General features: G+C 69.8%; 22 protein-coding genes and 2 pseudogenes. 13 read left to right on the top strand and 11 right to left on the bottom strand.

The window, feature by feature from the left end:
* Nucleotides 1-20: 20 nt before the first annotated feature.
* From IEZ11_RS29650 to IEZ11_RS29640, 3 genes are all read right to left on the bottom strand, one after another.
* Entirely contained in the window at nt 21-368 is a 348-nt protein-coding gene (locus tag IEZ11_RS29650; protein ID WP_189265984.1) for a DUF2516 family protein, read from the bottom strand.
* Between the two features lie 109 nt (nt 369-477).
* On the bottom strand, nt 478-1,110 hold the full coding sequence (locus tag IEZ11_RS29645) for a hypothetical protein (protein WP_189265983.1): 633 nt from the start codon (nt 1,108-1,110) through the stop codon (nt 478-480).
* A gap of 77 nt (nt 1,111-1,187) precedes the next feature.
* Nucleotides 1,188-1,643: a helix-turn-helix domain-containing protein gene (locus IEZ11_RS29640; protein ID WP_189265982.1), complete on the bottom strand. Its 456-nt coding sequence runs from the start codon at nt 1,641-1,643 to the stop codon at nt 1,188-1,190.
* Nucleotides 1,644-2,008: 365 nt separating this feature from the next.
* On the opposite strand from IEZ11_RS29640, the gene IEZ11_RS29635 reads away from it, so the two are divergent.
* The 6 genes from IEZ11_RS29635 to IEZ11_RS29610 all read left to right on the top strand — a co-directional run bounded on the left by IEZ11_RS29635 (nt 2,009) and on the right by IEZ11_RS29610 (nt 5,481).
* Complete coding sequence (locus IEZ11_RS29635; RefSeq protein ID WP_189265981.1) at nt 2,009-2,317, top strand: hypothetical protein; 309 nt, start codon at nt 2,009-2,011, stop codon at nt 2,315-2,317.
* A 5-nt stretch (nt 2,318-2,322) separates the two neighbouring features.
* Nucleotides 2,323-2,661, top strand: a complete 339-nt coding sequence (locus IEZ11_RS29630) for a hypothetical protein (RefSeq protein WP_189265980.1) — start codon at nt 2,323-2,325, stop codon at nt 2,659-2,661.
* A 194-nt stretch (nt 2,662-2,855) separates the two neighbouring features.
* Nucleotides 2,856-3,524: a class I SAM-dependent methyltransferase gene (locus IEZ11_RS29625; protein WP_189265979.1), complete on the top strand. Its 669-nt coding sequence runs from the start codon at nt 2,856-2,858 to the stop codon at nt 3,522-3,524.
* 213 nt (nt 3,525-3,737) lie between these two features.
* Nucleotides 3,738-4,007 (top strand): hypothetical protein, encoded by a 270-nt coding sequence (locus tag IEZ11_RS29620; RefSeq protein ID WP_189265978.1) that lies wholly within the window; start codon nt 3,738-3,740, stop codon nt 4,005-4,007.
* Nucleotides 4,004-4,372 (top strand): hypothetical protein, encoded by a 369-nt coding sequence (locus IEZ11_RS29615; RefSeq protein WP_189265977.1) that lies wholly within the window; start codon nt 4,004-4,006, stop codon nt 4,370-4,372. The genes IEZ11_RS29620 and IEZ11_RS29615 overlap by 4 nt, the downstream gene beginning before the upstream one ends.
* A 152-nt stretch (nt 4,373-4,524) precedes the next feature.
* Nucleotides 4,525-5,481, top strand: a complete 957-nt coding sequence (locus IEZ11_RS29610; protein WP_189265976.1) for a S66 peptidase family protein — start codon at nt 4,525-4,527, stop codon at nt 5,479-5,481.
* 1,254 nt (nt 5,482-6,735) lie between these two features.
* On the opposite strand, the gene IEZ11_RS29605 is transcribed toward IEZ11_RS29610, so the two are convergent.
* Nucleotides 6,736-7,050 carry a PadR family transcriptional regulator gene (locus tag IEZ11_RS29605; RefSeq protein WP_189265975.1) on the bottom strand — a complete coding sequence of 105 codons (315 nt, stop codon included), beginning with the start codon at nt 7,048-7,050 and terminating at the stop codon, nt 6,736-6,738.
* Between the two features lie 192 nt (nt 7,051-7,242).
* Between IEZ11_RS29605 and IEZ11_RS29600 the strand changes: the two genes are divergently transcribed.
* Nucleotides 7,243-7,743 (top strand): NUDIX domain-containing protein, encoded by a 501-nt coding sequence (locus IEZ11_RS29600; protein ID WP_373294994.1) that lies wholly within the window; start codon nt 7,243-7,245, stop codon nt 7,741-7,743.
* A gap of 62 nt (nt 7,744-7,805) precedes the next feature.
* Entirely contained in the window at nt 7,806-8,414 is a 609-nt protein-coding gene (locus IEZ11_RS29595) for a nucleotidyltransferase family protein (protein WP_189265974.1), read from the top strand.
* Here IEZ11_RS29595 and IEZ11_RS29590 read toward each other — a convergent pair.
* A complete protein-coding gene (locus IEZ11_RS29590) occupies nt 8,377-8,967 on the bottom strand; it encodes a DUF6817 domain-containing protein (protein WP_229713429.1) in 591 nt (196 codons plus the stop codon). The two genes, IEZ11_RS29595 and IEZ11_RS29590, sit on opposite strands and share 38 nt — an antisense overlap.
* A gap of 191 nt (nt 8,968-9,158) precedes the next feature.
* Between IEZ11_RS29590 and IEZ11_RS29585 the strand changes: the two are divergent.
* A pseudogene (locus IEZ11_RS29585) lies at nt 9,159-10,068 on the top strand (LysR family transcriptional regulator).
* A 21-nt stretch (nt 10,069-10,089) separates the two neighbouring features.
* Here IEZ11_RS29585 and IEZ11_RS29580 read toward each other — a convergent pair.
* Nucleotides 10,090-10,575, bottom strand: a complete 486-nt coding sequence (locus IEZ11_RS29580; protein WP_189265973.1) for an HAD domain-containing protein — start codon at nt 10,573-10,575, stop codon at nt 10,090-10,092.
* 274 nt (nt 10,576-10,849) lie between these two features.
* Between IEZ11_RS29580 and IEZ11_RS29575 the strand changes: the two genes are divergently transcribed.
* The 3 genes and pseudogenes from IEZ11_RS29575 (at nt 10,850) to IEZ11_RS29565 (ending at nt 13,527) form a co-directional block, all read left to right on the top strand.
* Nucleotides 10,850-11,764: a transglutaminase-like domain-containing protein gene (locus IEZ11_RS29575; RefSeq protein ID WP_189266119.1), complete on the top strand. Its 915-nt coding sequence runs from the start codon at nt 10,850-10,852 to the stop codon at nt 11,762-11,764.
* Nucleotides 11,765-11,974: 210 nt separating this feature from the next.
* Nucleotides 11,975-12,190, top strand: a pseudogene (locus IEZ11_RS52260) (NF041680 family putative transposase); the annotation flags it as partial.
* A gap of 89 nt (nt 12,191-12,279) precedes the next feature.
* Nucleotides 12,280-13,527, top strand: a complete 1,248-nt coding sequence (locus IEZ11_RS29565; RefSeq protein WP_189265972.1) for an MFS transporter — start codon at nt 12,280-12,282, stop codon at nt 13,525-13,527.
* 36 nt (nt 13,528-13,563) lie between these two features.
* Here IEZ11_RS29565 and IEZ11_RS29560 read toward each other — a convergent pair whose 3' ends face one another.
* From IEZ11_RS29560 to IEZ11_RS29540, 5 genes are all read right to left on the bottom strand, one after another.
* Entirely contained in the window at nt 13,564-15,567 is a 2,004-nt protein-coding gene (locus IEZ11_RS29560; RefSeq protein WP_189265971.1) for a HelD family protein, read from the bottom strand.
* Nucleotides 15,568-15,618: 51 nt separating this feature from the next.
* Nucleotides 15,619-16,224 carry a TetR/AcrR family transcriptional regulator gene (locus IEZ11_RS29555; RefSeq protein ID WP_189265970.1) on the bottom strand — a complete coding sequence of 202 codons (606 nt, stop codon included), beginning with the start codon at nt 16,222-16,224 and terminating at the stop codon, nt 15,619-15,621.
* A gap of 165 nt (nt 16,225-16,389) precedes the next feature.
* Nucleotides 16,390-18,612, bottom strand: a complete 2,223-nt coding sequence (locus IEZ11_RS29550) for a phosphotransferase family protein (protein WP_373294993.1) — start codon at nt 18,610-18,612, stop codon at nt 16,390-16,392.
* A gap of 366 nt (nt 18,613-18,978) precedes the next feature.
* Nucleotides 18,979-19,773, bottom strand: coding sequence for an HAD family hydrolase (locus tag IEZ11_RS29545; RefSeq protein ID WP_229713427.1), 795 nt, complete (start codon nt 19,771-19,773; stop codon nt 18,979-18,981).
* On the bottom strand, nt 19,722-20,591 hold the full coding sequence (locus tag IEZ11_RS29540) for a FadR/GntR family transcriptional regulator (RefSeq protein ID WP_189265968.1): 870 nt from the start codon (nt 20,589-20,591) through the stop codon (nt 19,722-19,724). Before IEZ11_RS29540 ends, IEZ11_RS29545 begins: the two co-directional genes overlap by 52 nt.
* A gap of 145 nt (nt 20,592-20,736) precedes the next feature.
* Here IEZ11_RS29540 and IEZ11_RS29535 point away from each other — a divergent pair, with 145 nt between their 5' ends.
* Nucleotides 20,737-20,928, top strand: coding sequence for a hypothetical protein (locus IEZ11_RS29535; RefSeq protein ID WP_189265967.1), 192 nt, complete (start codon nt 20,737-20,739; stop codon nt 20,926-20,928).
* The last annotated feature ends 14 nt before the right edge of the window (nt 20,929-20,942 follow it).

Genomic DNA, 20,942 nt, shown 5'->3' with positions numbered 1-20,942 from the left:
CCGCGGGCGCCCCGGAAAGGTCAGCGTCCGCCGTTGTACGGGCCGTACGGGCCGTCGCTGCTGCTTCCGCCGCGGCGGCCTCGCCAGCCGCCGCCCCCGGAGACCTGCTTGACCGCGGGACGGACGTCGACGATGTAGACGATGCTCGCCACCAGGCCTCCGATCGGGAGGATGGAGAGGATCGAGAAGAGGTAGCTGACGACCAGGGCGATGGCCAGGATGATCAGCCAGAAGACCTTGTTCTGCTTGTCGGCCGCGCGGAAGGCGTCCTCGCGCCGGAACACGGCGTCGACCAGCCCGAACGCGGCCAGGGCCATGAGGACGATCTTCAACAGTCCCAGGAACCCTGCGAACCCCAACATCAGCATGCTGCCACCGCCCGCTCTCTCCCGATCCCTACGCGGCCACCGTACCCGTAGAACGGGCCGGGCACCCTCAAGGTGCCCGGCCCGTACGTTCCGCTGACGCGACCGCCGTCTACTTGGCCGGCGGGGTGGTCTTCCGGACCGGGGTGGCCTTGCGCGGGGCCGGGGTCTTCTTGGCGGCCGGGGCCTTCTTCACGGCGGTCGGCCTGGCCTCGGCGGCCTTCGGCTCCTCCGCCTTCTTCTCCTCCTCCTTGACCACGACCGGCTCGGGCCTGCCCTCGACGGCGATGGCCAGGTCCTCGATCTCGTCGGCGGCCTCGCCGCGCCAGGTCTTCACCGCCAGCTCGCCGTGCTCGGCGACCTTCTCGTAGGTCTCACGGGCCTTGACCGCGTACTCGGCGGCCACGCCGACCCCGCGCAGGGCGAAGTCCTGGGCGGACTCGCCGAGCTTCTTGAGGTCGCCGTCGAGGGAGACGATGAAGTCGTTGACCTTGGACTGGAGGTTGGCCTGCGCCTCCTTGGCCTTGACGCCGGCCTCCTTGGCGCGGGCGGTGGCCTTCTCCTGGACGGCCTTCGGGTCGGTGTGACGGACCGCCTCGATACGGGCCGGGGCCTCGCTGCGCAGCTGCTCGACCAGGCCGGGGACCTTCTTCGCCTGCTGGAGGGCCAGGTCGGCGGTGCCGGCGGCGAAGTAGAGCGGGGTCGGGTCGCTGAAGGTCTTGCGCAGGTCGTCGGTGATGGCCATGGTGATGGTCCTCCCGTATTAAAGTTCGGTTGAGGGTTTTGTGGTCCGCGGCGCGGCGGTCGGCGCGCTTGGCCGGCTCATCCGGCCGTCCGCCGCGGATCGGTCTCGCTGTCGGTCTCGCTGTCGCCGTCGGCGCTCTCGGCGCCGGTGGTGTCCGCATCGCTCGCGCGTTCCTCGCCCGACCCGAAGCCGTTCTCTTTCCTGAACGACTCGTAGATCTGCAGCAGCACCTGCTTCTGCCGCTCGTCGAGGGTGGGGTCGGCGAGGATGACCGCACGGGTCTCCACCTCGTTCAGATCCCGCTCGGCGTCGAGGATTCCGGCGCGGACGTACAGCGTCTCGGCGGAGATCCGCAGGGCCTTGGCGACCTGCTGGAGCACCTCCGCGCTCGGCTTGCGCAGCCCGCGCTCGATCTGGCTCAGGTACGGATTGGACACCCCGGCGGCGTCGGCGAGCTGCCTGAGCGACAGCTGCGCGTTGCGCCGCTGTTCACGCAGATACTCACCGAGATTGCCGACGTTCAGCGATGCCATACCCCTACCCTGCCCCACCCCCGCTAACAATTGCAAGCACCTGCTTGCAAAAGTGCGCCGCGCCATACCCGGATGGCCGATGAGTGCCCTGTCTCCGTGGTGTCCGGACATCCGAGCTGACCTGTCTCGCTGAAGGCGGGCCGATCTCGGCCTATCCGAGCCATCTGGCTGCCTGTCTCAGGCAACCTTGGCCATCAGCTGTTCTGTTGTCCCGTCTCGCCGAGCATGGACAAGTCTCACCGATCTGAGCGGGGCGGCCTCGAATCTCATGTCCGGTGGCTGTTGTCGAGGGTGCGGTCACCCACAAGGGTGACCTGTGTCTCGTTCCATGCGGCTTGTCTCATGGCATCCGTGATGGTCGAGTCATGGGTGGGATACAGGTCCTGCGGGGTGGGGCTCAGCCGGAGGTCTCGGATTTCGATCTGGCCTGGCTGGAGCGTGGTGACGAGGTACGCAAGCCGTTGGGGTACGCGGCGGAGGTGGCCTTCGAGGAGGTCGCGCCGGTCCGGGGCTTTCCGTCGTACCGGGGACAGCGGCACTTTCCGGGCCTGTACTGGTCGGCGACGACGGGGCGGCATGTCGGGTTCGAGTCGTGGCTGGAGCGTGATCACGCGATCCTGATGGACTTCGATCCTCAGGTCGTGGGGTTCGCTTCGCACCCGAGGAGTTCCTGACCGCGGTGGCCCGGCTCGTCGCGGGGGAGATGGAGACCCGTGTCCAGTTCGAGGCCGAACCGACCGCCTACCGGTGGATCTTCTATCGCGAGGGCGACGACATCTGGATCCGCGTGCTGGAACTGGGCGACGGCAGCGATCACGACAACAGGGGGACCGAGATCTGGTCAAGTCAGCTCGGCATCAACCAACTCGCCTGCGCCGTGATCCGCTGCTTCGACGAGGTCGCACAGACCTACGGCGAGAGGGGCTATCGAGGCAAGTGGGGCGAGCACTTCCCCCGAACCGAACTCGAAGCCCTCAGAAGCCTCTGGCGCACTCACCAGCATCCCCAAGACACGTAGTCCGGACAGCACACTGCTCAGGTTGAGCGAGACGAGTCAGATGCGAAGTGAACGAGTCCCGGGCGACCTGCGCAGCAAGCTGCCCCAGCCGGGCCACTGCCCGCGACGTTCGGCCGCGACACAGCGGTGCCTTGTCTACCCAATCGAGTTGTTCAACCTCTGCCCCAGCGAACTCGGCGCCCTACTGTTGGCTGATGCGTGCACACCAAATTGACCGGCCGGCCGATCTCGACGTGGTCCGTGAGTCCTATGACCGGGTGGCCGACAACTACGCCGAGATGGTGGCGACGACGGGAATGGGCGACATCCGTCGCCATCCCTGGCTCAAGGCATCCATCGACGCTTTCGCCGACACCGTGAGCGAACTCGGGCCCGTCCTCGACGTCGGCTGCGGGCCCGGAACGGTGACCGCCTACCTCGCCGAACGCGGACTCGACGTGTCCGGAGTCGATCTCTCGCCCGGCATGATCGCAAACGCCCGCCGTCTGTATCCGCACTGCCGCTTCAGCGTCGCCTCTGCCACCGACCTCAGCCTCGAAGAGACGTCCCTCGGCGGCGTACTCGGGTGGTGGTCACTGTTCAACCTCCCTCGCGACGTGCTTCCTCAGGTCCTCGCCCTGTTCGCACGGGCTCTGAAGCCGGGCGGACACTTCATCACCGGAACCCACGTCGGCGACGAGGACGCAGTGCGCACGGAGGCCTACGGAGGTGTGTCCGTCCGCTGGACGACGCACAAATGGCGGCCGGAACAGTTCGTCGACTTGATCGAACGGGCCGGACTGCGCCCCGTCGCCGAACTTCGGCTCCCAGCAGATGAGTTCAGCGGGCCGGGTCTGGTCGTCATGGCCGAGCGCCCCGCCTGAGGATGAGGCACCGGAGGCGGCAAGGGCCGACACCGGCGCCCAGATACAGCAGGGCACACCCGACGTCTCGCTCAACCTGAGGCACCCGAGGTCAGAGCACTGTCCTGCCTCACGTTCAGCGAGACGGGTCATGTCGCACGGCACCGAAGTGTCCACGGCGGCAATGTGCCAGGCACCTCTGACAGCGCAGGGTCGACGAACTATGTTCGAGGGGTGGAGAATCCGGAGATCATCATCAAGCTCACCTCGGATGAGGCGCTAGTCCTGTCGGACTGGCTGGAGCAGGTGCAGATGACGGACCTCAGTCGTCTCGTCGGCGATACGGCGGTCTGGGCACCCCTTCACCGCATTGCCGGAACGCTCGACAAGTCGCTGCCGGAGATCTTTGCGGCGGACTACGCCGAACGTCTGGAGGCGGCCCGCAGCAGGCTTCGTCCAGACCTGAACGACAGCACCAGTGACGAGGAGGGCACGGACGCATGAAGCCCCTCTCGGAGATGACCGAACGCGAGTACTTCGCCAACGTCGGCCGACGTCCCGGCATGTTCGTCGGCAAGACCTCCTTCCACATGCTGGCTGCGTTCCTGACCGGCTATGACCAGCACGCTCTCCGGCACGGTGGGCCCGGGTTCACCGGCTGGCACGACTGGCTCGTCGCCCGCCGCGGACGCGACTGCAACCACGCCTGGCCCGGCCAGGTCCTCCACATAGCCCTCCCGAACGGCTGGGACGATTTCTGGAATCTTCCGCTTGAGGACGAACAGCACGCGATCAAGGTCCTGTTCGAGCTCCTCGATGAGTTCGCTGCCGAGCGCGAAGCAGCGCAGGAGTCACAGACCTCAGATTGAGTGAGACGCCGCGCCGCACCGCGTCTCACTCAATCTGACTCATCCCTGGTCACAGCCTCGACGTGGTGCACCTTCACTGAGACGGGACACGAGCCGACGTCTCAGTCACATCTCCGGGCATCAGGTGGGGTGTCTCCGCGCAGAATCGTCGGATGGATGACCACCAGAATCCGCAGTCGTTGAGGGCGCCGCGTTTGCGGCCCGGAGATCGGGTGCGGATCGTCGCTCCTGCCTGCCCGCCGAGTCGGGAAGAAGTCGCCCGGGGCGTTGACCTGCTCACCTCCTGGGGCCTTCAGGCCGAGTTGGGCGAACACGTCTTCGACCAGTGGGGCTACATGGCCGGCCGCGACGAGGACCGCGTCTCCGACCTGAACGAGGCGTTCAGCGATCCGGGCGTCCGCGCCGTGATCGCCGCCAAGGGTGGCAAAGGCACCTACCGCATCGTCGACGACCTCGACACCGACGCCATCGGACGCGACCCGAAGCCGGTCGTCGGCTTCAGCGACATCACCCACATCCACCTCGCCCTGTGGTCACGATGCCGCCTGGCCACACTCCACGGCCCCTTCGCCAAACGCGACGACACCTACACCGGGCCCGCCTCCGCCGAGTCCCTGCGCCGCGCACTGATGACCACCGACCCCGTCACCCTCCACCGCGACCCGTCCGAAGCCTCTGCAGACGTCGTCGTGGACGGCACGGCGACGGGCATCCTGATGGGCGGCAACCTCGACACGATCCGCACGGAGACCGGAGCCGGCCTGCCCAGCCTCCAGGGAGCCATCCTCTTCCTCGAACACCAGAGAGGAACCGGACTGGGCGAGGTCGACCGCGCACTGACCCAGCTCATCCGCTCCCGGGCGCTCGACGGTCTGCGCGGCATCGCCCTCGGCCAGTTCCTCGGCTTCGAGCGCGATCTCGGCGATCCAGCGCTAGGTGGCTGGGGCATCCGCGACATCCTGCACGACCGACTCGCCGGGCTCGGTGTCCCGGTCCTGGGCGGGCTCCCCGCCGGACACGGCACCAACCCCCCGACAATCCCCCTCGGCACCCGGGCGACGATCGACACAGCCACAGGAACGCTGACCGTCCTGCCGGCGGTCGTCTAGGACCGAGCGCGGCCCCTACCCGGACTTGAGTGAGGCAGACCACCGAATCCTGTCTCACTCAGGTCCGAGCACCGCAGGGCCAACGCGGCACAACGTCCGGGCATATCCGAGACAGGACATGAGCACGAGGGTTGTCACTTGAGCGGGACAACTGTCACCGCGCAGCTCGGCGGCACCCCATGGACTGCGTCGGCGCCAGGTCAGGTCGGTGGGTGTCGAGTCGGACGTCGACCAGCACCGTCGCGCTCGATGTGCGCAACAGACCGAAGAACTTCTCGGCGGATTTCTTCGTGAACCCGATAGTGTAGATTTTCATGCCCCTGTTGCCTTGTCGGCGCAAAAATGATCGTTGGCGTACGCGATCCGGCTTTCCTGACGACCCAACGCCTCTTTGAGACGCTCAACTGGAGTCCGGAATAGCTCGTCCCCTGCCGACCCGAACCTGGACATGATGAGGGGCCTTCGGGAAGTACGTCGTGGAGGTTCTCATACGGCAACTAAACCGGCCTCGACCAGATCCCGGAATCCAATTGTTGTAGCCCCCCGCGTCTCCCCGATACCTTGAGCGCTACTACTCGGCTTCGTGACCCGACCGAGCGAGTTCAATGCCTCGAATACGACGCAACCACCGCGTCAGTGCGAAAAGCGATGCCCCCAGGAGACCGCAGGGTTCCCACACCTCGACAACAAGACCGTAAAGGCCACTGTGTACAGTGATGTAAATCCCCTGGATTCCAACAGCAGTCGCAATAAAAGAATTTGTCCTGATGGCCGATACCAGTAGCCAGTCGATGGGGTGCCACGCAGAATAGAAGATGTCGTGCGCTCGCATACGCAATGCCGCATGCAGGAATCCGAGTGCAAGAATGACATGACGGGAAGGCTGCGCCGTCCGGTTCTCGTCGGCAGCACCCGTCAGCACTGCGCCCCACTCGCTCAGGAGGTGGCTTCTTCGGGCTCCAGCCACCCGTACCGCGAGCCGCGTAAGCCGTTGGACAGTTCGCGTGGTCTCACGCGACTGCCATCGCGGGTCGGTTGCTGTCATCCACCTCAGAAGGTGGCGAATCACTCGACCCATCCAAATGATTGCGCAGATCATTGTGATCACCACAAACGATGCCCCTGGCAAGCCCTTCTGCCATGCGATTAAGGCCTTTCCCGCACATACGACAAAGATGAGGCCGGCGATGAGGGGTAAGCACATGATACGGATCGGTACGATCTCTGTGTTCTCACCAGTATGGTTTGGCTGGTTCACCCCAAACCACCAGCCAGCCCGAGCCTGAGACGCCGTGCTTGGCGAGCCTGAAGAGCCTGCGTTGCCAGCTGGCGACCGACACCGGTGAGTTCGTAGAAGCGACGCGCCGGTCGTCCCGGATGGGGGCCTGTCTCCTCACAGCTGGTAACCCAGCCATGCTCGGTCAGACGATCAAGGATCGGATAGACAGTGCCCGGGCCGAGGTCGGCGTCACGGCAGATACTGAGGCCCCAAGCCTGCTTGTCGCTCGTCGCTGAGAGCAAAGTCTCAAGAACGGCCACCGTCGGCTTGGTGAGCCGGATGTTCACCATGGGATCACTCAACCATATATCGAGTACGAGCTATGTAGATTCGTTGAAGTCTGCTCAACGGACACGAGCATCGGTCGACTTGCCGTACGGAGTGACGCAGATGGGCCTGAACACGACAGGTGCCGTGGTCGCGCGGCACCCGTCGTCGGTCGGGTGCCGGTGTTGTCGGTGGGGTCTGTCAGGGTGTGGGGCGTGGATGAACCGGTGGAGCGGGTCGACGATCGGGATCGTGTGCTGGGGGTGGTCGGTCGGCGGCAGGCCGTTCGGGAGGGGTGGCTGCACCGGGTCGCCGTGACGGTGTGTCGTGATGAGCGGGGGCGGATCCTCGTTCACCGGCGGTCGGAGCAGCTGTCGCGCTTCCCCGGGCACTACGAGGTCGTCGTCGGGGGCGCCGTGGGTGTCGGCGAGTCGTACGAGCAGGCCGCCGCGCGGGAGCTGGCCGAAGAGCTGGGCATCCATGTGCTGCCGCGGCTTCTGTTCACGTTCGTCAACCGCAGCGGACTGAGCCCCCACTGGCTCGGCGTGCACGAAGCCATCGTGCCGGACACCGTGGTCCCCGACCCCGACGAGATCGCCTGGCACGGCCGGCTGACCGAGCCGGAGCTGCGGTCGGCCCTGCGGGAATGGCGCTTCACCCCCGACAGCCACGAAGCGTTCAGCCGGTATCTGGCGTTCCGGACCGCGCGGTCCTGACCTTTCCCGCCTCTTCCGCCGGGACGCCTCGCGGGAGCGGCCGACCGTGGTACGGAGTACGGATGTTTGGTCGACTCCCGCTCGTTGAGCAACTCGACGGCCTGCGGTCCGTGCTCTCCCGCAACGAGGTCCTGACCGACGTGCTGACCAGGACGGCGACACTGGGGCTGCCCGACTGGTACGTGACGGCGGGGTGCCTGTTCCAGACCGTGTGGAACGTGGTCACCGACAGGCCCCCGGCCCACGGCATCAAGGACTACGACATCTTCTACTTCGACGACGCCGACCTGTCCTGGGAGGCGGAGGACGCCGTGATCAAGGTGGGCCAGAAGGTGTTCGCCGGTCTGCCGGCCGAGGTGGAGATCCGCAACGAGGCCCGTGTGCATCTCTGGTACGAGCAGAAGTTCGGCGTGCCCTGCCGGCCTCACGGGTCCACCGAGGCCGCGATCGACTCGTTCGCCGCGACGACATGCTGTCTGGGGGTGCGGCTGAACCCCGACGGCGGATGGCGCGTCTATGCGCCCCACGGGCTCTCCGACGTGTTCGACCTCGTGCTCCGGCCCAACCCGGTGCTCGCCCCTCGGGAGGTCTACGAAGCGAAGGCGGCACGCTGGCAGGCCATATGGCCGGAGCTCACCGTGCTGCCGTGGCCAGGACGGTGTGACAGGTGAGCCAGGCCGGCCGGCTCAGCAGGGGGCGCAGGCGGGTGAACAGGGCGAGGAGCGCGGATCCCCACTGCTCGCGGAAGGACGGGTCGATGCGGGCGAGGTCGAGTTCGTTGGCGGCGGACAGTTCGGCGAAGTCCCGGCGCAGCGGGAGTCCGGGAACCCGGGTACTTCCGGTGAAGCGGTCGTGGAAGGGCGCCTCGGGGTCCGCGAGCGCCGGGTAGGTGGCCCTCCGGTCGCACGAGGCGTAGAGGTGCACGATCGCCTCGGCCTCCGTGCCGATCAGCGCCGCGAGTTCGGCGCGGCGGTCCAGGGGCAGCAGGGTGGTGGGGAAGCCGTCGGTGCCGTAGAACGCGTGGCACAGGCCCGCGAGCCGGAGGGCGGGGCGGGCGTCCCAGGCGGCGAGTTGGTCGTGGACACGCTGGAGGTGCGCGAGGAGCGTGCCGCCCGGGTGGGCGATCTCGGCGGCACCGAGTGTGCGCAGGAGTGCGACAGCCCGGGTGCGGGCGGTGGGGGTTGCGGAGGAGGCGGAGGAGGAGGCGGAGGAGGAGGCGGACACGAGGCGGTTCCTTCCGTCGCTCGGGTCGGCACCCGGCCGGTGCCTCCGCCCGGGTCCGGATCCCGCGGAGGCGCCGGCCGGGTTGCCGCCCAGGGCCCTGCGCCGATCATCGCGAGGACGCCGACCCCAGTCAATCCTATGGATTTCTAGGCCGATCCAAGCTGTGGCTTGGGTCCCGGTAGCTTGGGTCCATGACTCTGGACGACCTGCGCGTCTTCGTGGCCGTGTGCCGGGCGGGCAGCCTCAGCGCCGTCGCCCGCGAGCTGGCCTGCACCCAGTCCGCGGTCAGCCAGCACGTGAAGCGGCTGGAACGGGAGACCGGCGTGAGCCTCCTGGAGCGCCAGTCGCGGGGCGTCGTACCCACCCACCGGGCGGGTCCTGTGGGACGCCGCCGCCGACGGCATCACCGGCCTGGACTCGGCCCTGCGGCGCCTCGGGGACCTCGTCAACGGAGACAGCGGCTCGGTACGCGTCACCACGGGCGGCACGACCGTACGGCACTTCATGTCCGAGGCCATCGTCGCCTTCCGGCAGCGCCATCCGAAGGTGAGCCTGGAGTTCCAGACGGAGACCTCCAGCCGCAGCTGCTACGACGCCCTCGCCGCCGGCCACCTCGACCTCGCCTGGGTCACCCTCGGCGGCCCGGTCCGCGGCATCGAGCAGCGCCCGGTCGTGGACCTGCCCTGGGTACTGGCCGTCCGCGCCGACGACCCGCTCGCGCGCCGGGCCCGCGTCGAGGTGGCCGACCTCGCGGGCATCCGCCTCATCCGGCTGCCGCAGAACTCCACCTCGGGCGCCCGTCTCGACGCCGCGTTCGCCGAACTGGGCGTCCGGAGCAGCTCCGACACCGGTGTCGCGGACTGGGACACCGCCCTTCTGCTGGCGGAACTCGGTCTCGGCCACGCCGTCGTACCCGCCCTGCCCGGCCACCGGGTACCCGGCGGCGACGGCCCCCTGAGGCTCGTCCCCGTCCCCGGCCTGCCTCCCCTCCCCGTCGGCTGGGCGGTGCGCCGCTGGGACGCGCTCCCGCCGCTCGCCCGGGTCTTCGCCGACACCGTCGCGGACCACGTCGCCGCCGCCTCCACACGGCACCGGGAATGAGCCGGGGCCGGGGGTGAGGCGTCAGCGTCGGCTCGCCAGCCAGTCCTCCAGCGCCGCGAAGTCCGCCTCCGTCAGCCCGAACTCGTGGTCGACGCGGTGCAGCAGGGCGGGCGCGGGGTGGTGGGCGGCGACCCAGGCACGGTCGGCCTCGGTGAGTTCGTCGTCGATCCAGACGAACGGCCGCTGCCCCGCCCAGGCCACCAGCGGCCGGGTCTTCCAGTGCAGCAGGACCGACGGCTCGTCCTCGTCCGGCCACTCCACGACCGGCAGCGGGGGCAGGCCCAGCCAGGGGGCGACACAGGCGTTGGCGTCGTCCATCCAGGTGGTGGCCCAGACGAGGTCACAACGGAGGGCTTCCAGACGGGGGCCGAGGGCGGGGTCGATGCGGGTGAGCAGGGGGGCCGAGGAGGCCGAGGGGGTGGGGGCGGTCCCGTAGACCGGGTAGGGGCGGTCGGCGGGGGCGCCGAAGGGGATGAGGGTTCCGTCGACGTCCAGGAAGAGCAGCATCGGGGACAGGATCGCAGAGAGCGCCGGAAAGAGTCGTGCGGCGGCTGCGGGTGCGTGGGGTGCGTGGGGGCTGATCGCGCCCACGCGGCGGTAGCCGCACATCGAGTACAGCCCCGTGCCCCTTAGCTTGGCATCTGGCCTCCGTGCTTGACCGGAGGGTTGCGTCGGGCGACCCATACGAGCATGTGTGGCAGAAGCGGACCGCCTCGCGTGTCAGCAGGCGTTCGGCCATGGACATTTTCGGGGACATTTTGACACGGTGGCGTGCATGCACATGCCCAGCCTGCCCGCGGATGCCGCCGCCTTCTACGCTGCCCAGAGCCCGTTCTCCGACCCTGGGGACTGCACTCCGCTCTACGCCGCCCTGCCCGCCGATCCGCGCGAACTTGCCCGAGTCGCAAGGGACTTGATGGTTCACCGCGCGGAAGGCGACCTCTTCACGTACGTCATCCCGCAAGATCGCCTCCACAACGACGCCGAGACGCGCTACATCGATGACATCCTGCGCATCGTCATCGCACGCGACGATGCTCCCCTGCCACAGCGCCGCGAGGTCGGCGACCGCTTCGTGGGAATCTGCCGGGACTTCGCGCTGCTGCACTGCTCGTTCCTGCGGTACGTGGGCATACCCGCCCGGATCCGGTCCGGCTTCGCCGACTACTTCGGTACGGACGGCTTCCACGCCGACCACGTGGTCACCGAGTACTGGGACCCCGGGCGAGGCTGGCTGCTCGCCGACCCCGAACTGGCGGACCCCGTCGTCCTGGAGACTCACAAGGTGGGCTTCGACCCGATGGACGTCCCACGCGACCGCTTCCAGGTCGCCGGTGACGCCTGGCAGCAGATCCGTGCGGGCGAGGCCGATCCGAAGTCGTACGGGCTCCCGCTGCCGGACAGTCCTCTGGTCGGGGAGTGGTTCGTGGCGGGGAACGTCCGACTCGACCTCGCGGCACTCAACAAGGTCGAGACGCTCCTCTGGGATGTATGGGGGGTCGGGGCCGCCAGCGACGAGGAGATGACGGACACCATCCGCACGCTGTACGACCTAGCCGCGGCAATGACCACCGGAGAGGTGTCCTACAGCGCGACGCGGCAGTTCTTCGCGGAGAACGGTGGGCTGCGGACGCCTCGAAGGGTGACCTCCCTTGCCCCGTTCAACGGCCCCAGCAAGGTCACCCTCCGCGGCTGACCTTGACGTGCGCTCTCCCCTTGGTCTCGAACATCGAGTCGTACAGGTTGACTCACCTGGGCATTCGCCGGACAGAGGGACGGCCCCCGCACGAGCATGCGTTCCGCCACGGAATCACGTTCATACGAAGGCCGCAGAGGTGAGTGTGCTCGACCATGACGCCCGGCGCGACGCGATGCTCTGCGGGAGCGGCCCGGTGACCTCGCCGGTCGGTCTGACGCTGCCGGCCGAGCACCGGCCTGTCCTGTCCCCCAGGACGGGCGACCGCCGAAGCACGGCGAGGAGTTCCGCTGTGCCGGGCCCGGGACCCGGGGCGAGGCCGACACGGAGGCGGTGCAGGTCACCGACCGCTACGGCACCGCGAAGGTGATGGCCTGGGACCGTATCCACCCGCGGCTCACCACCCGCAGTGCGTGGATCGACCACGACCGGCCCGGCCACCCCGCGGTGGGGAGCGCCGTGCCAGGCCTATAACCCGTTGACGGGCGCGCCGCCCGGTCCCGACGATCAGGCGCATGCCTGCCGCCCTGGCGCCTGTGCGCCACCGCCCGTTCCGTCATCTCCTCATCGGTACGACGGCCAACCTGCTCGGCAACGCGGTGGCGCCGATCGCCCTGGCCTTCGCCGTGCTGGATGCCACTGGCTCGGTCGGCTCGCTCGGGTTGGTGGTCGGCTCCCACTCCCTCACCGGCATCCTCTTTCTGTTGTACGGCGGGGTGCTGGCGGACCGGCTGCCGCGCGGTCCGCTGCTGGTCGGCAGCAGCGTGGTGAGCGCCGTGAGCCAGGCGGTGGTCGCCGCCCTGGTCCTGACCCACAGCGCCGCCATCCCCCTGCTCATGGTGCTCGCCGCGGTCAACGGGGCGTCCAGTTCCTGCTACCAGCCCGCCGCCCAGGCACTGCTGCCCCAGACCGTTCCGGCCGTCTCTCGCCGCGCCGCGCTCGCGCTCTCCCGGATCGCGGGCAGCAGCGCGGCGATCGTGGGCGCCTCGCTGGGCGGGGTACTGGTCGCCGCGGTCGGCCCCGGCTGGGGCCTGGCCGTCGACGCGCTCAGCTTCGCGCTCGCCGCCGCGTTCTTCGCGCTGGTCCGCGTTCAGGTCGCGCCGCCCGCGCCCAGCCCCGGTGTGGTGCATGAATTGCGCGTCGGCTGGCGGGAGTTCACTTCGCGCAGCTGGGTGTGGGTGATCGTGGTGGCCTTCTGCTTCCTCAACGCCGGTCTCACTGCCTCGTTCACCGTGCTGGGCCCGGCCGTCGCCGACACCACTGGGATCGGTCGTAGCGGCTGGGGTCTGGCCCTTGCCGCGGGCTCGCTCGGCGCGGTCGCCGGCGGCGTACTGTCGCTGCGCTGGCGGCCCCGGCGCGCGATCCTGGCCGGCTGCGCACTGATGGGCCTGACGGCGACGATCCCGCTGCTGCTCGCGCTCGCCCCGTACACCTGGCTGCTGGTCGTGGCCAACTTCGTCGCGGGCGTGGGCGTCGAACAGGCCGGCGTCGCCTGGTACTCGACCCTCAACGAACAGATTCCCGAGGACCGCCTTGCCCGCGTCTACGCCTACGACGACCTCGGCTCCTACCTCGCGCTCCCGCTCGCCCAGTTCGCCGCCGGACCCGCCGTACTCCTCCTCGGCCTCCATGCCACCCTCTACGCGGCCGCCGCGCTCATCCTCCTCGCCACCCTCGCCATGGTCGCCACCCCCTCCGTCCGCGCGCTGGCCCCGAGGACCACACAACCGCTGCCCGCCTCCGAGGATCCGGTGCCTGGCTGAGCTCGACTCTGACGCGCCAGGAAGAAGGACACCTGCTCAGAAAGGCAGCCCTCTGGAGTGCACGACATCCAGCCTGGACACCGCTCTCGTCAGGACCACGTACAGCCTGTGCAGCCCCCGTTCCTCGGCATCCGCCACCGCCGCCGGTTCGACGGCCACCACATGGTCGTACTCCAGGCCCTTGACCATGCTCGCCGGGATCACGGCCACCCGGGCGCCCGGTTCGTCCGGGTTCGCCGGTTCGATGCCGGAGGCGGTCAGCGCCGCGCGTACGGCGGGCACCTGCGCGTCCGCCGCCACGACCCCCACCGACCCCTCGTGGGCCAGGGCCTCCCGCACGGCGGTGACCGTCGCCGCGTGCACGTCGTCCGTCGGGCGGATCGTCACCTCGCCGTCGCCGCGGTAGGACTTGGCAGGAGGCACGTCCGTACCCAGGCGTCGCAGCAGCCGGTTGGTGAGGTCCACGACCGCCGCCGGGACGCGGAAGCCGGCGGTGAGGGGGACGACGACGGCGTCTGGCTTGCCGAGGTGCCGCAGTACCGTGCCCCAACTCCGCGCCGACCAGGGGGTGGTGGCCTGGGCCAGGTCGCCGAGGACGGTGAGGGAGCCGAAGACGGCGCGGCGGGCGATCGCCCGGCACTCCATGGGAGAGAGGTCCTGGGCCTCGTCCACGACGATATGGCCGTAGCCCTCGGGGTGTTCGACGAGCCCGGCGACCTCGTCGAGGAGGACCAGGTCGGCGGTCGACCAGCGTGCGGACCTGTACGAGCGGGGCGGGCGGGGCCAGCGCAGGTCACGCTGTTCGTCGTCGGTGAGGAGCCCTTCGGCGGCCCTCGCCAACACCCCGCTGTCCGTGAGGAGTTCCGCGACCACCTGCTCGGGACGCACCTTCGGCCAGACCGCGTCGAGGTAGCCGCTCATCGCCCGTGACCGTTCCAGCCGCCGTGTCCAGGCGGCCGGTTGCGGCCCGGCCCGCCGTTCGGCCTGGAGCTGTACGGCTCGCATCGCCCGCCCCCGCACCCGCTCGCGCCCGACGCCGTACGGCGGTTCCTCGTCCCGTACCTCCTCGACGATCCGCGCCAGCGCACCCGCGGGCACCCGCCAGGTGTAGGTGCCGTCGGAGAGCGAGAGGGCGTCGATGCCGTCGGTGGAGACGTGGGCGTACAGCGCCCGGCGCAGGACCTCGGCCATCCGGGGGTCGTGCTTGAGCCCGGCGGCCCGGTCGGAGTCGGTGCCGGTGGCCCGGTGGCGGGCGATCTCCTCGCCCAGGGTGGCCTGCCGTACGCCGGTCTCGCCCAGGGCCGGGAGGACTTCGGAGATGTAGGAGAGGAAGGTGCGGTTGGGGCCGAGGATCAGCAGGCCGGAGCGGCGGATGCGCTGCGGGTGGGTGTAGAGGAGGTAGGCGGCGCGGTGCAGGCCGACGGCGGTCTTGCCGGTGCCCGGGGCGCCCTGGACGCAGACGGAGTCGGCGAGGCCGGCCCGGACCAGGTCGTCCTGGTCGGGCTGGATGGTGGCGGCGATGTCCCGCATGGGGCCGACCCGGGGGCGTTCGATCTCATGGGTGAGCAGTGTCCCGGTCCCCGACTCCCCCTTGCCGAGCCGCTCGTCCTCCATCCCCGTGAGGTCGGCGGAGTCGCCGTGGCTGCCGGGCGCCCAGCCGAACCGCCGCCGGACCGCCACGCCCTGCGGGTCGTCGGGGCCGGCCTGGTAGAAGGCGCGGGAGACGGGGGCGCGCCAGTCGACGACGAGGGGCGGGGCGGTCGGCTCCTCGCTGATCCGCAGCCGGCCGATGCGGTAGCTCTGCCCGGCGTGCTCTCCCGCGTCGAAGTCCAGCTTGCCGAAGAACAGCGGGCCCTTCGGCAGCTCGCGCATCTCCTTGGCCCGGCTGCGCAGCCGGTACCCGAGCACTTCGGCGTCGGCACCGGACGCGGAGACGTCCTCGCCGGTGACGACGTGCTCGACGGCGCCTTCGACCATGCGGGCGAGGGCGGCACGGCAGGTGTCGTGGTAGGCGCGTTCGCGGTCGAGTTCCTGCTGCATGGGGACAGCGTAGACGAGAAAGCGTGACCGGGTTAAATTTATTACCGCGACTCAGCCGCGGTCCGCCAGCGACCGCTCCAGCCGGCCAAAGGCCCGCTCCGCCGCCCGCACCGCGTCCTCCCGCACGTCCTCGACCCGCTCCCCCGCCGCGATCCGCCGCCAGTTGTCCTGCGCCAGGATCCGCTGGACGGCGATGAGCTGGCCGGCCGCCAGCCGGGCGTCCAGGGTGCCGCCGAGGGCCTCGGCGAGCGCGGCCTCCGACCGCTCCAGGTAGGCGTGCTGCCGGGCGACCAGGGTGGGGGTGCTGTTGAGCAGGGTGTGGAAGGCGAGCACCTGGGGGTGGTCGTTGAGCCCGGTGATCGGGTCGTTGCGCCCGAGTCCGTCGAGGAAGTGGGCCCGCAGCACACCGACCGGCGACCCGGCCCCGGCGACCAGCCGCGCGGCCTCCGTCTCGTGGTCGGCGATCCGGTGCAGGACCAGGTCCTCCTTGGCCGGGAAGTACCGGAACAGCGTCGGCTTGGAGATACCGGCCGCGGCGGCCACCTCGGCGACCGAAACCGCCTCGAACCCCTTCGCCAGGAACAGCCGCACGGCGATGTCCGACACGTCCTCGTACATCCGCCGCCTCTTGCGCTCGCGCAGGCCCATCTCACCCATGGGGCGAGCCTACGCAGCGGGCGTCGGGCCGCCGGCCGCGAGCCGCTCCGCGAGCCGGGAGAGCACGCGTCGCACGCATACGGATCAGCACCCGCCGGGGTGGACGGCGAGGCACCCTCCGCCAGGACACCGCCAGGACACCGCCAGGACACCGCCAGGACACCGCTAGGCCAGAGCGCGGGCGAGGCGTGGGTCCGCGGCGGTCCGGGCGGGCAGGCCCAGGGAGCCCTTGGCCGCCGCCAGCGTCATGGCGTACGAGTCCAGGGCCCGGCGGACGTTGGGGGCGTCCAGGCTCGCTCCGGTGACCAGCCGGTCCAGGTCGACATAGGCCGAGCGGACGATCTCGATCCAGCGGTACACCCGCCAGTCCCGCTGCCAGTCGCCGGTGTACCGCGCGTCCAGCACACGCTCCCAGCGGCGGAACATCCGGTCCCGGATCTCCGGCCGGGTGGGGGTCAGGTGCATGTGCCGCACCAGGTCGTACAGCGGATCGCCGACCAGGGCCATCTCCCAGTCGATGATGGTCAGCGCGAGCCGGTCGTCGCGGCGGACCAGGTTCCAGGGGTTGAGGTCGCCGTGCAGCAGGGCCGGGGCCCGCCGGCCGACGCTGTGCCGGGCGAGGATCTCCCGCAGCCGGGGGGCGTCGGGCAGGCCCACGAAGCGGGCCAGTTGCTGGGAGTCCTTGGGGAGGCCGGCGACCAGGGCGACGAGCTGCTCGGTCAGCCAGCGGTAGAAGTCGGGCTCGCCGGAGGCGGGGTCCAGCTGGGTGTGGTCGACCCCGGTGAGCGCGGCCAGCTGGTCGACGAGACCGTCCGCCTCCTGCGGGCGCAGACCGTGCACCGGGTGGTCGGGGGTGCGGTCGGTGTCGCCGCCCGGAACCTCGTAGGTGTGGATGGCGAAGCGGTCCCGGGAGTAGGCGACGTGGTAGCGGGAGTGGCTCTCGCCCAGCGCCAGGACGCGGGGGGCGGCCACGGCGGCTCCGGAGCTCTCGATCGCGCGCAGCACCGCGTGCTCGCTGAGGCAGGTGGGCTCACGGCGGCAGACGTGCGGCACCTTGCGGCGGATCACCACGGGAAAGCCGATGCCGGGCACCCGGATCACCGAGTTGAGGTGCGCGGTGCCCTTGAACACCTGGCGGGCCGGTGCGGTGCCCTCCAGGAACAGGGCCGCACGCACCGCGGAGTGCGGGAAGTCGGGGTGCTCGGGGACCCGCCGGTCCTGCCGCCATTCCATGAAGTCGGCGGCGATCCGGCCGTGCCCGGCCCCGTAGGCCGGGGCGGCGGCGGCCCAGCGGAACAGGACGCGCTCGATCTCCCGGTCGCCCGGCACCGTACGCAGCCGCAGCGGCTCGGCGCCCGCCTCCAGCGCGCGGCGGACCGCCGCCGTCGCCTCGCGCAGGTTCTTCTCGTCGAAGGACTCCGCCAGGGACTTCGCGGCCCGCATCACGTCCGGGTAGACGGACTGGGCCCGTTCGAAGTCCACGTAGTGGCGCAGGTCCTTGTGCACCCCGTGGGTGGCGGTGGGCCGCACCGCCCGTACGCCGGTCACCCATGTCTCCACGACGTCGTCCCACTGGTGGGCCGGATACCGCATCCGGACCAGATGGGTCGCCAGGTCGTGCAGGGGGTCGCCGAAGGTGGCCAGCTCCCAGTCGACGCAGCTGAGGGGCGTGCTGCCGTCCGGCGACACGATCAGGTTGTCGCGGTGCAGGTCGGCGTGGAGGAGGCCGTACGGGCGCCGGGTCAGCGCGGGGACCCGGTCGGCGAAGCGGAGCAGGGCGTCCTCGGGAACGCCGAGGGCGGCGAACAGCCAGCCGTACGCGGGCCCGTTGGCCTGGCGGATCTGGAGGTCCGCCATCCGGGCCAGCGCCCGCAGGAACCCCTGGCTGTCCGTGTGGTTGCGCGGCCACATCGACGGCAGCGCCGGCAACGCGGTACCGCGCACCTGGGTCATCCGGGCGAACAGCCCCGCCAGGTCGTTCAGCAGGGCGGCGGCGACCGGCTTGTCGTTCTCACAGACGCTGGAGAGCGGGACCCCGGCCACGAAGCTGTGGATGGTGAAGCGATTCCCCTCGAAGAGGCACTCGGGCACGTTGGGCAGCACACCCTGGATCGCCCGCAGGATCGGCGCCTCGTTGTCCCAGGTCCGGATCACCACGGAGAGGGCGTCGGTCCTCCGCACGCGGACGGTCACGGCGGCGCCGGACTCCCGGCCCAGCCGCCGCGCCATGGGCTCCGTCAGGGGGAGGACGTAGTTCTGGTTGTGGAAGCCGCTGCTCGCCAGCCCCTGTGCCGCCGCATGGCCCAGGAACGCCTCGTACTCGTCGTCGAGCAGAGGCCTGTCGGTGTCTCTCCCGGTGGCGACAGGGGGGACAGGCGGTGCACCCACTGGTCGCTCCGGGGGTGGTACGCGCGCGGTATCGCGTGGGTCGGGCAGGGAAACGGTATGTCCAGGTGACGCACGACACGAGTCGAGGGGCGGTGGAGTGACCCTGGCGGGTGAAAGGTCGCTCAGCTGTACGGTCGCCCGTCGGCACGGCCGTCCGAGGCCGGCCTTTTTGGCCATCCCCTCATACGCACGCGACCGAGCGGTTTGCTCAGATGGATCGGCACTCTAGCGCAACGGAAACCCCGCTGGATCACACGGAAGCTACGGCTGGAAGGCGAGCGGATTCCGGGCGGGTCCACGGCCTCCGTCCCGTCCCGCCCCGCCCCGCCGCTCCCCGCCCCTCCCCGCCGCCGGCCGGACCGCTCCTCAGTTCCGCAGCATCATCAGCAACGGCTGCAGCGAGCCGACGACATGGCCCGCGCCGGCCTCGGTCAGCAGCTTGGTCTTCTCGTCGTTACGCGCGTAGCCCAGGAACGGCACGCCCGCCCGTTCGGCCGCCTGGAGGTCGGTGGGGGAATCGCCGATCATCAGGGCCTCGCCGGGTGCGGTCCCCATCGCGCTGAGGGCGCGTCTGAGGCAGTGCGGGTCGGGCTTGAGGTGGTGCAGGTCCCGGGTGCGGCCGTAGATGTGCGGGGCGAAGCACGAGGTGAGGCCACGGTCGTCCAGGTAGGCGCGGACCACCCGCGGGGAGTTGTCGGTGGTCACCGCCATGCGCGCGCCGCGCGCCCGCCAGGTCTGGACGAGGATGTCCGCGAACGCCGTCGGCATCGCCGTCGACGTGGCCCGCAGCTCCTCCTTGGTGAGACGTTCCTCCAACTCCGCGACCAGGTCACTGCCGGGGTGCCGGCGGCCCACGGCGCGCAGCAGGACCTGCGGGTCCAGGGAGTCGCGTTCGTTCTCCGTGACCAGACCGTGCAGGCCCCGGCCCTCCAGCCACTTCACCAGACCGTCGGCGACGACCTGTGCCGAATGGCCCGCGAACAGACCGCAGATCGGCCCGTCGAAGTCCCAGAGGACGACCCGGGCACCTCTGGCCATTTCCGTGATCTCTTCGGTCGCGTCCTTGCCCTTGGCCGTCACCGGTCCAGTCTGCTTCGCATCAGAAGTCACTAGAAGAGTGTCAGGTCCGTCGTGATGGTTTCCCAGAGGGCGTTGAACCACTTCTGCGACTGCTCCACGAACGCGGCGTCCCGGTGTCCGGCGCGCCCCTCGAAGGAGAAGAGCAGGGATTCCGAGCCGACGGCGTCGTACATGTCGAGCGGTCCGTCCTCCGTCTGCTCCTCGCGGCGGGTGACCGTGTAGTACGCGAACAGCGCCTCCGCGCCGTTGAGCAGGTACAGCTTGATCGGCGGGGTGAACGGCAGGGCCCGGAAGGTGACGTTCACGTCGATCTTGTGGGTGGAGCGCAGCCCCTGGAGGTTGTACTGGAGGACCTGGCCCTGGGCGTTGCGCATGCCGAGCCAGCGGGTGTGGACCGTGTCGTCGTCGCCGTCGACCGCCGTCGGGAAGGCGAGGGGGATGTCCCGGCTGGGCAGCAGCACGCGGACGTCGATGCGCTCGGGGCGGATCCGGCCCTCGTGGATCATGCGCAGGGGCTCGGCGAGCGCCGGCAGCAGGCTCTGGGCGGTGAGGCAGGCGGCGTCGATGCGGACGTGCGGGGCGGCGAACGCCTCCGTGATGCGGGGGCCGAGGCCGACCATCGTCGGCTGGGGTTCGTCGAGCGCCGGACGCGGCGGCTCGGCGATGCGCGGCGGGCTGCCCTTGCCGACGTCGACGAGGAAACCGTCGTCCTGCAGTGCCCGCACGACCTGACGCACGGTCCCCCGCTCCACGCCGAACTCCTCGGCCAGCTCGGCCTGGGTGGGCAGGCGGTCGCCCGCCCTGAGGTCGCCCGAGCGGATGCGCTTGCGCAGGGTGTCGGCGATCTCCTGAGGTGTGCTGCCGGCGTTCACTGCCACGTTCTCCTGAGTCACGACCAAACGCTACAACTTTGATCCATCTGACGGGAGTTGTTTGAAGGTTGTTTATAACCAGTAGCCAACTGGGGACAACTTAATCAGAGTTGGCAACCAACTCGACCGAGTTGGCGGAAGCTCTGCTTCCCGACCGATGGGGGGAACCACCATGCCTGCCGCACTCGCTCTCCTCTCCGCCGTCTTCGTCGTCGGCTTCGAACAGATCGTCCAGTCGAAGTACGGTGCCACTGGCATTATCGGCCTGTTGTTGCTCACCGTGGGGATCAAGGCCAAGAGCCCGGCGTTCAGCTCCGCCGGCGCCGTCCTGCTGGCGCTGATGCTCGCCGGACCCGCACTCTGAGGACCCGGCGGTGC

Source organism: Streptomyces fuscichromogenes, from assembly GCF_014645815.1.
Lineage (GTDB): Bacteria > Actinomycetota > Actinomycetes > Streptomycetales > Streptomycetaceae > Streptomyces > Streptomyces fuscichromogenes.
This window is presented reverse-complemented; position numbering and strand designations above follow the sequence as displayed.

What these genes read in the sequence shown, in the direction of transcription:
- IEZ11_RS29650 (WP_189265984.1), bottom strand. Translation starts at nt 368, where the DNA reads ATGCTGATGTTGGGGTTCGCAGGGTTCCTGGGACTGTTGAAGATCGTC.
- IEZ11_RS29645 (WP_189265983.1), bottom strand. Translation starts at nt 1,110, where the DNA reads ATGGCCATCACCGACGACCTGCGCAAGACCTTCAGCGACCCGACCCCG.
- IEZ11_RS29640 (WP_189265982.1), bottom strand. Translation starts at nt 1,643, where the DNA reads ATGGCATCGCTGAACGTCGGCAATCTCGGTGAGTATCTGCGTGAACAG.
- IEZ11_RS29635 (WP_189265981.1), top strand. Translation starts at nt 2,009, where the DNA reads ATGGGTGGGATACAGGTCCTGCGGGGTGGGGCTCAGCCGGAGGTCTCG.
- IEZ11_RS29625 (WP_189265979.1), top strand. Translation starts at nt 2,856, where the DNA reads ATGCGTGCACACCAAATTGACCGGCCGGCCGATCTCGACGTGGTCCGT.
- IEZ11_RS29615 (WP_189265977.1), top strand. Translation starts at nt 4,004, where the DNA reads ATGAAGCCCCTCTCGGAGATGACCGAACGCGAGTACTTCGCCAACGTC.
- IEZ11_RS29610 (WP_189265976.1), top strand. Translation starts at nt 4,525, where the DNA reads ATGGATGACCACCAGAATCCGCAGTCGTTGAGGGCGCCGCGTTTGCGG.
- IEZ11_RS29605 (WP_189265975.1), bottom strand. Translation starts at nt 7,050, where the DNA reads ATGGTGAACATCCGGCTCACCAAGCCGACGGTGGCCGTTCTTGAGACT.
- IEZ11_RS29595 (WP_189265974.1), top strand. Translation starts at nt 7,806, where the DNA reads ATGTTTGGTCGACTCCCGCTCGTTGAGCAACTCGACGGCCTGCGGTCC.
- IEZ11_RS29580 (WP_189265973.1), bottom strand. Translation starts at nt 10,575, where the DNA reads ATGCTGCTCTTCCTGGACGTCGACGGAACCCTCATCCCCTTCGGCGCC.
- IEZ11_RS29575 (WP_189266119.1), top strand. Translation starts at nt 10,850, where the DNA reads ATGCCCAGCCTGCCCGCGGATGCCGCCGCCTTCTACGCTGCCCAGAGC.
- IEZ11_RS29565 (WP_189265972.1), top strand. Translation starts at nt 12,280, where the DNA reads ATGCCTGCCGCCCTGGCGCCTGTGCGCCACCGCCCGTTCCGTCATCTC.
- IEZ11_RS29560 (WP_189265971.1), bottom strand. Translation starts at nt 15,567, where the DNA reads ATGCAGCAGGAACTCGACCGCGAACGCGCCTACCACGACACCTGCCGT.
- IEZ11_RS29555 (WP_189265970.1), bottom strand. Translation starts at nt 16,224, where the DNA reads ATGGGTGAGATGGGCCTGCGCGAGCGCAAGAGGCGGCGGATGTACGAG.
- IEZ11_RS29535 (WP_189265967.1), top strand. Translation starts at nt 20,737, where the DNA reads ATGCCTGCCGCACTCGCTCTCCTCTCCGCCGTCTTCGTCGTCGGCTTC.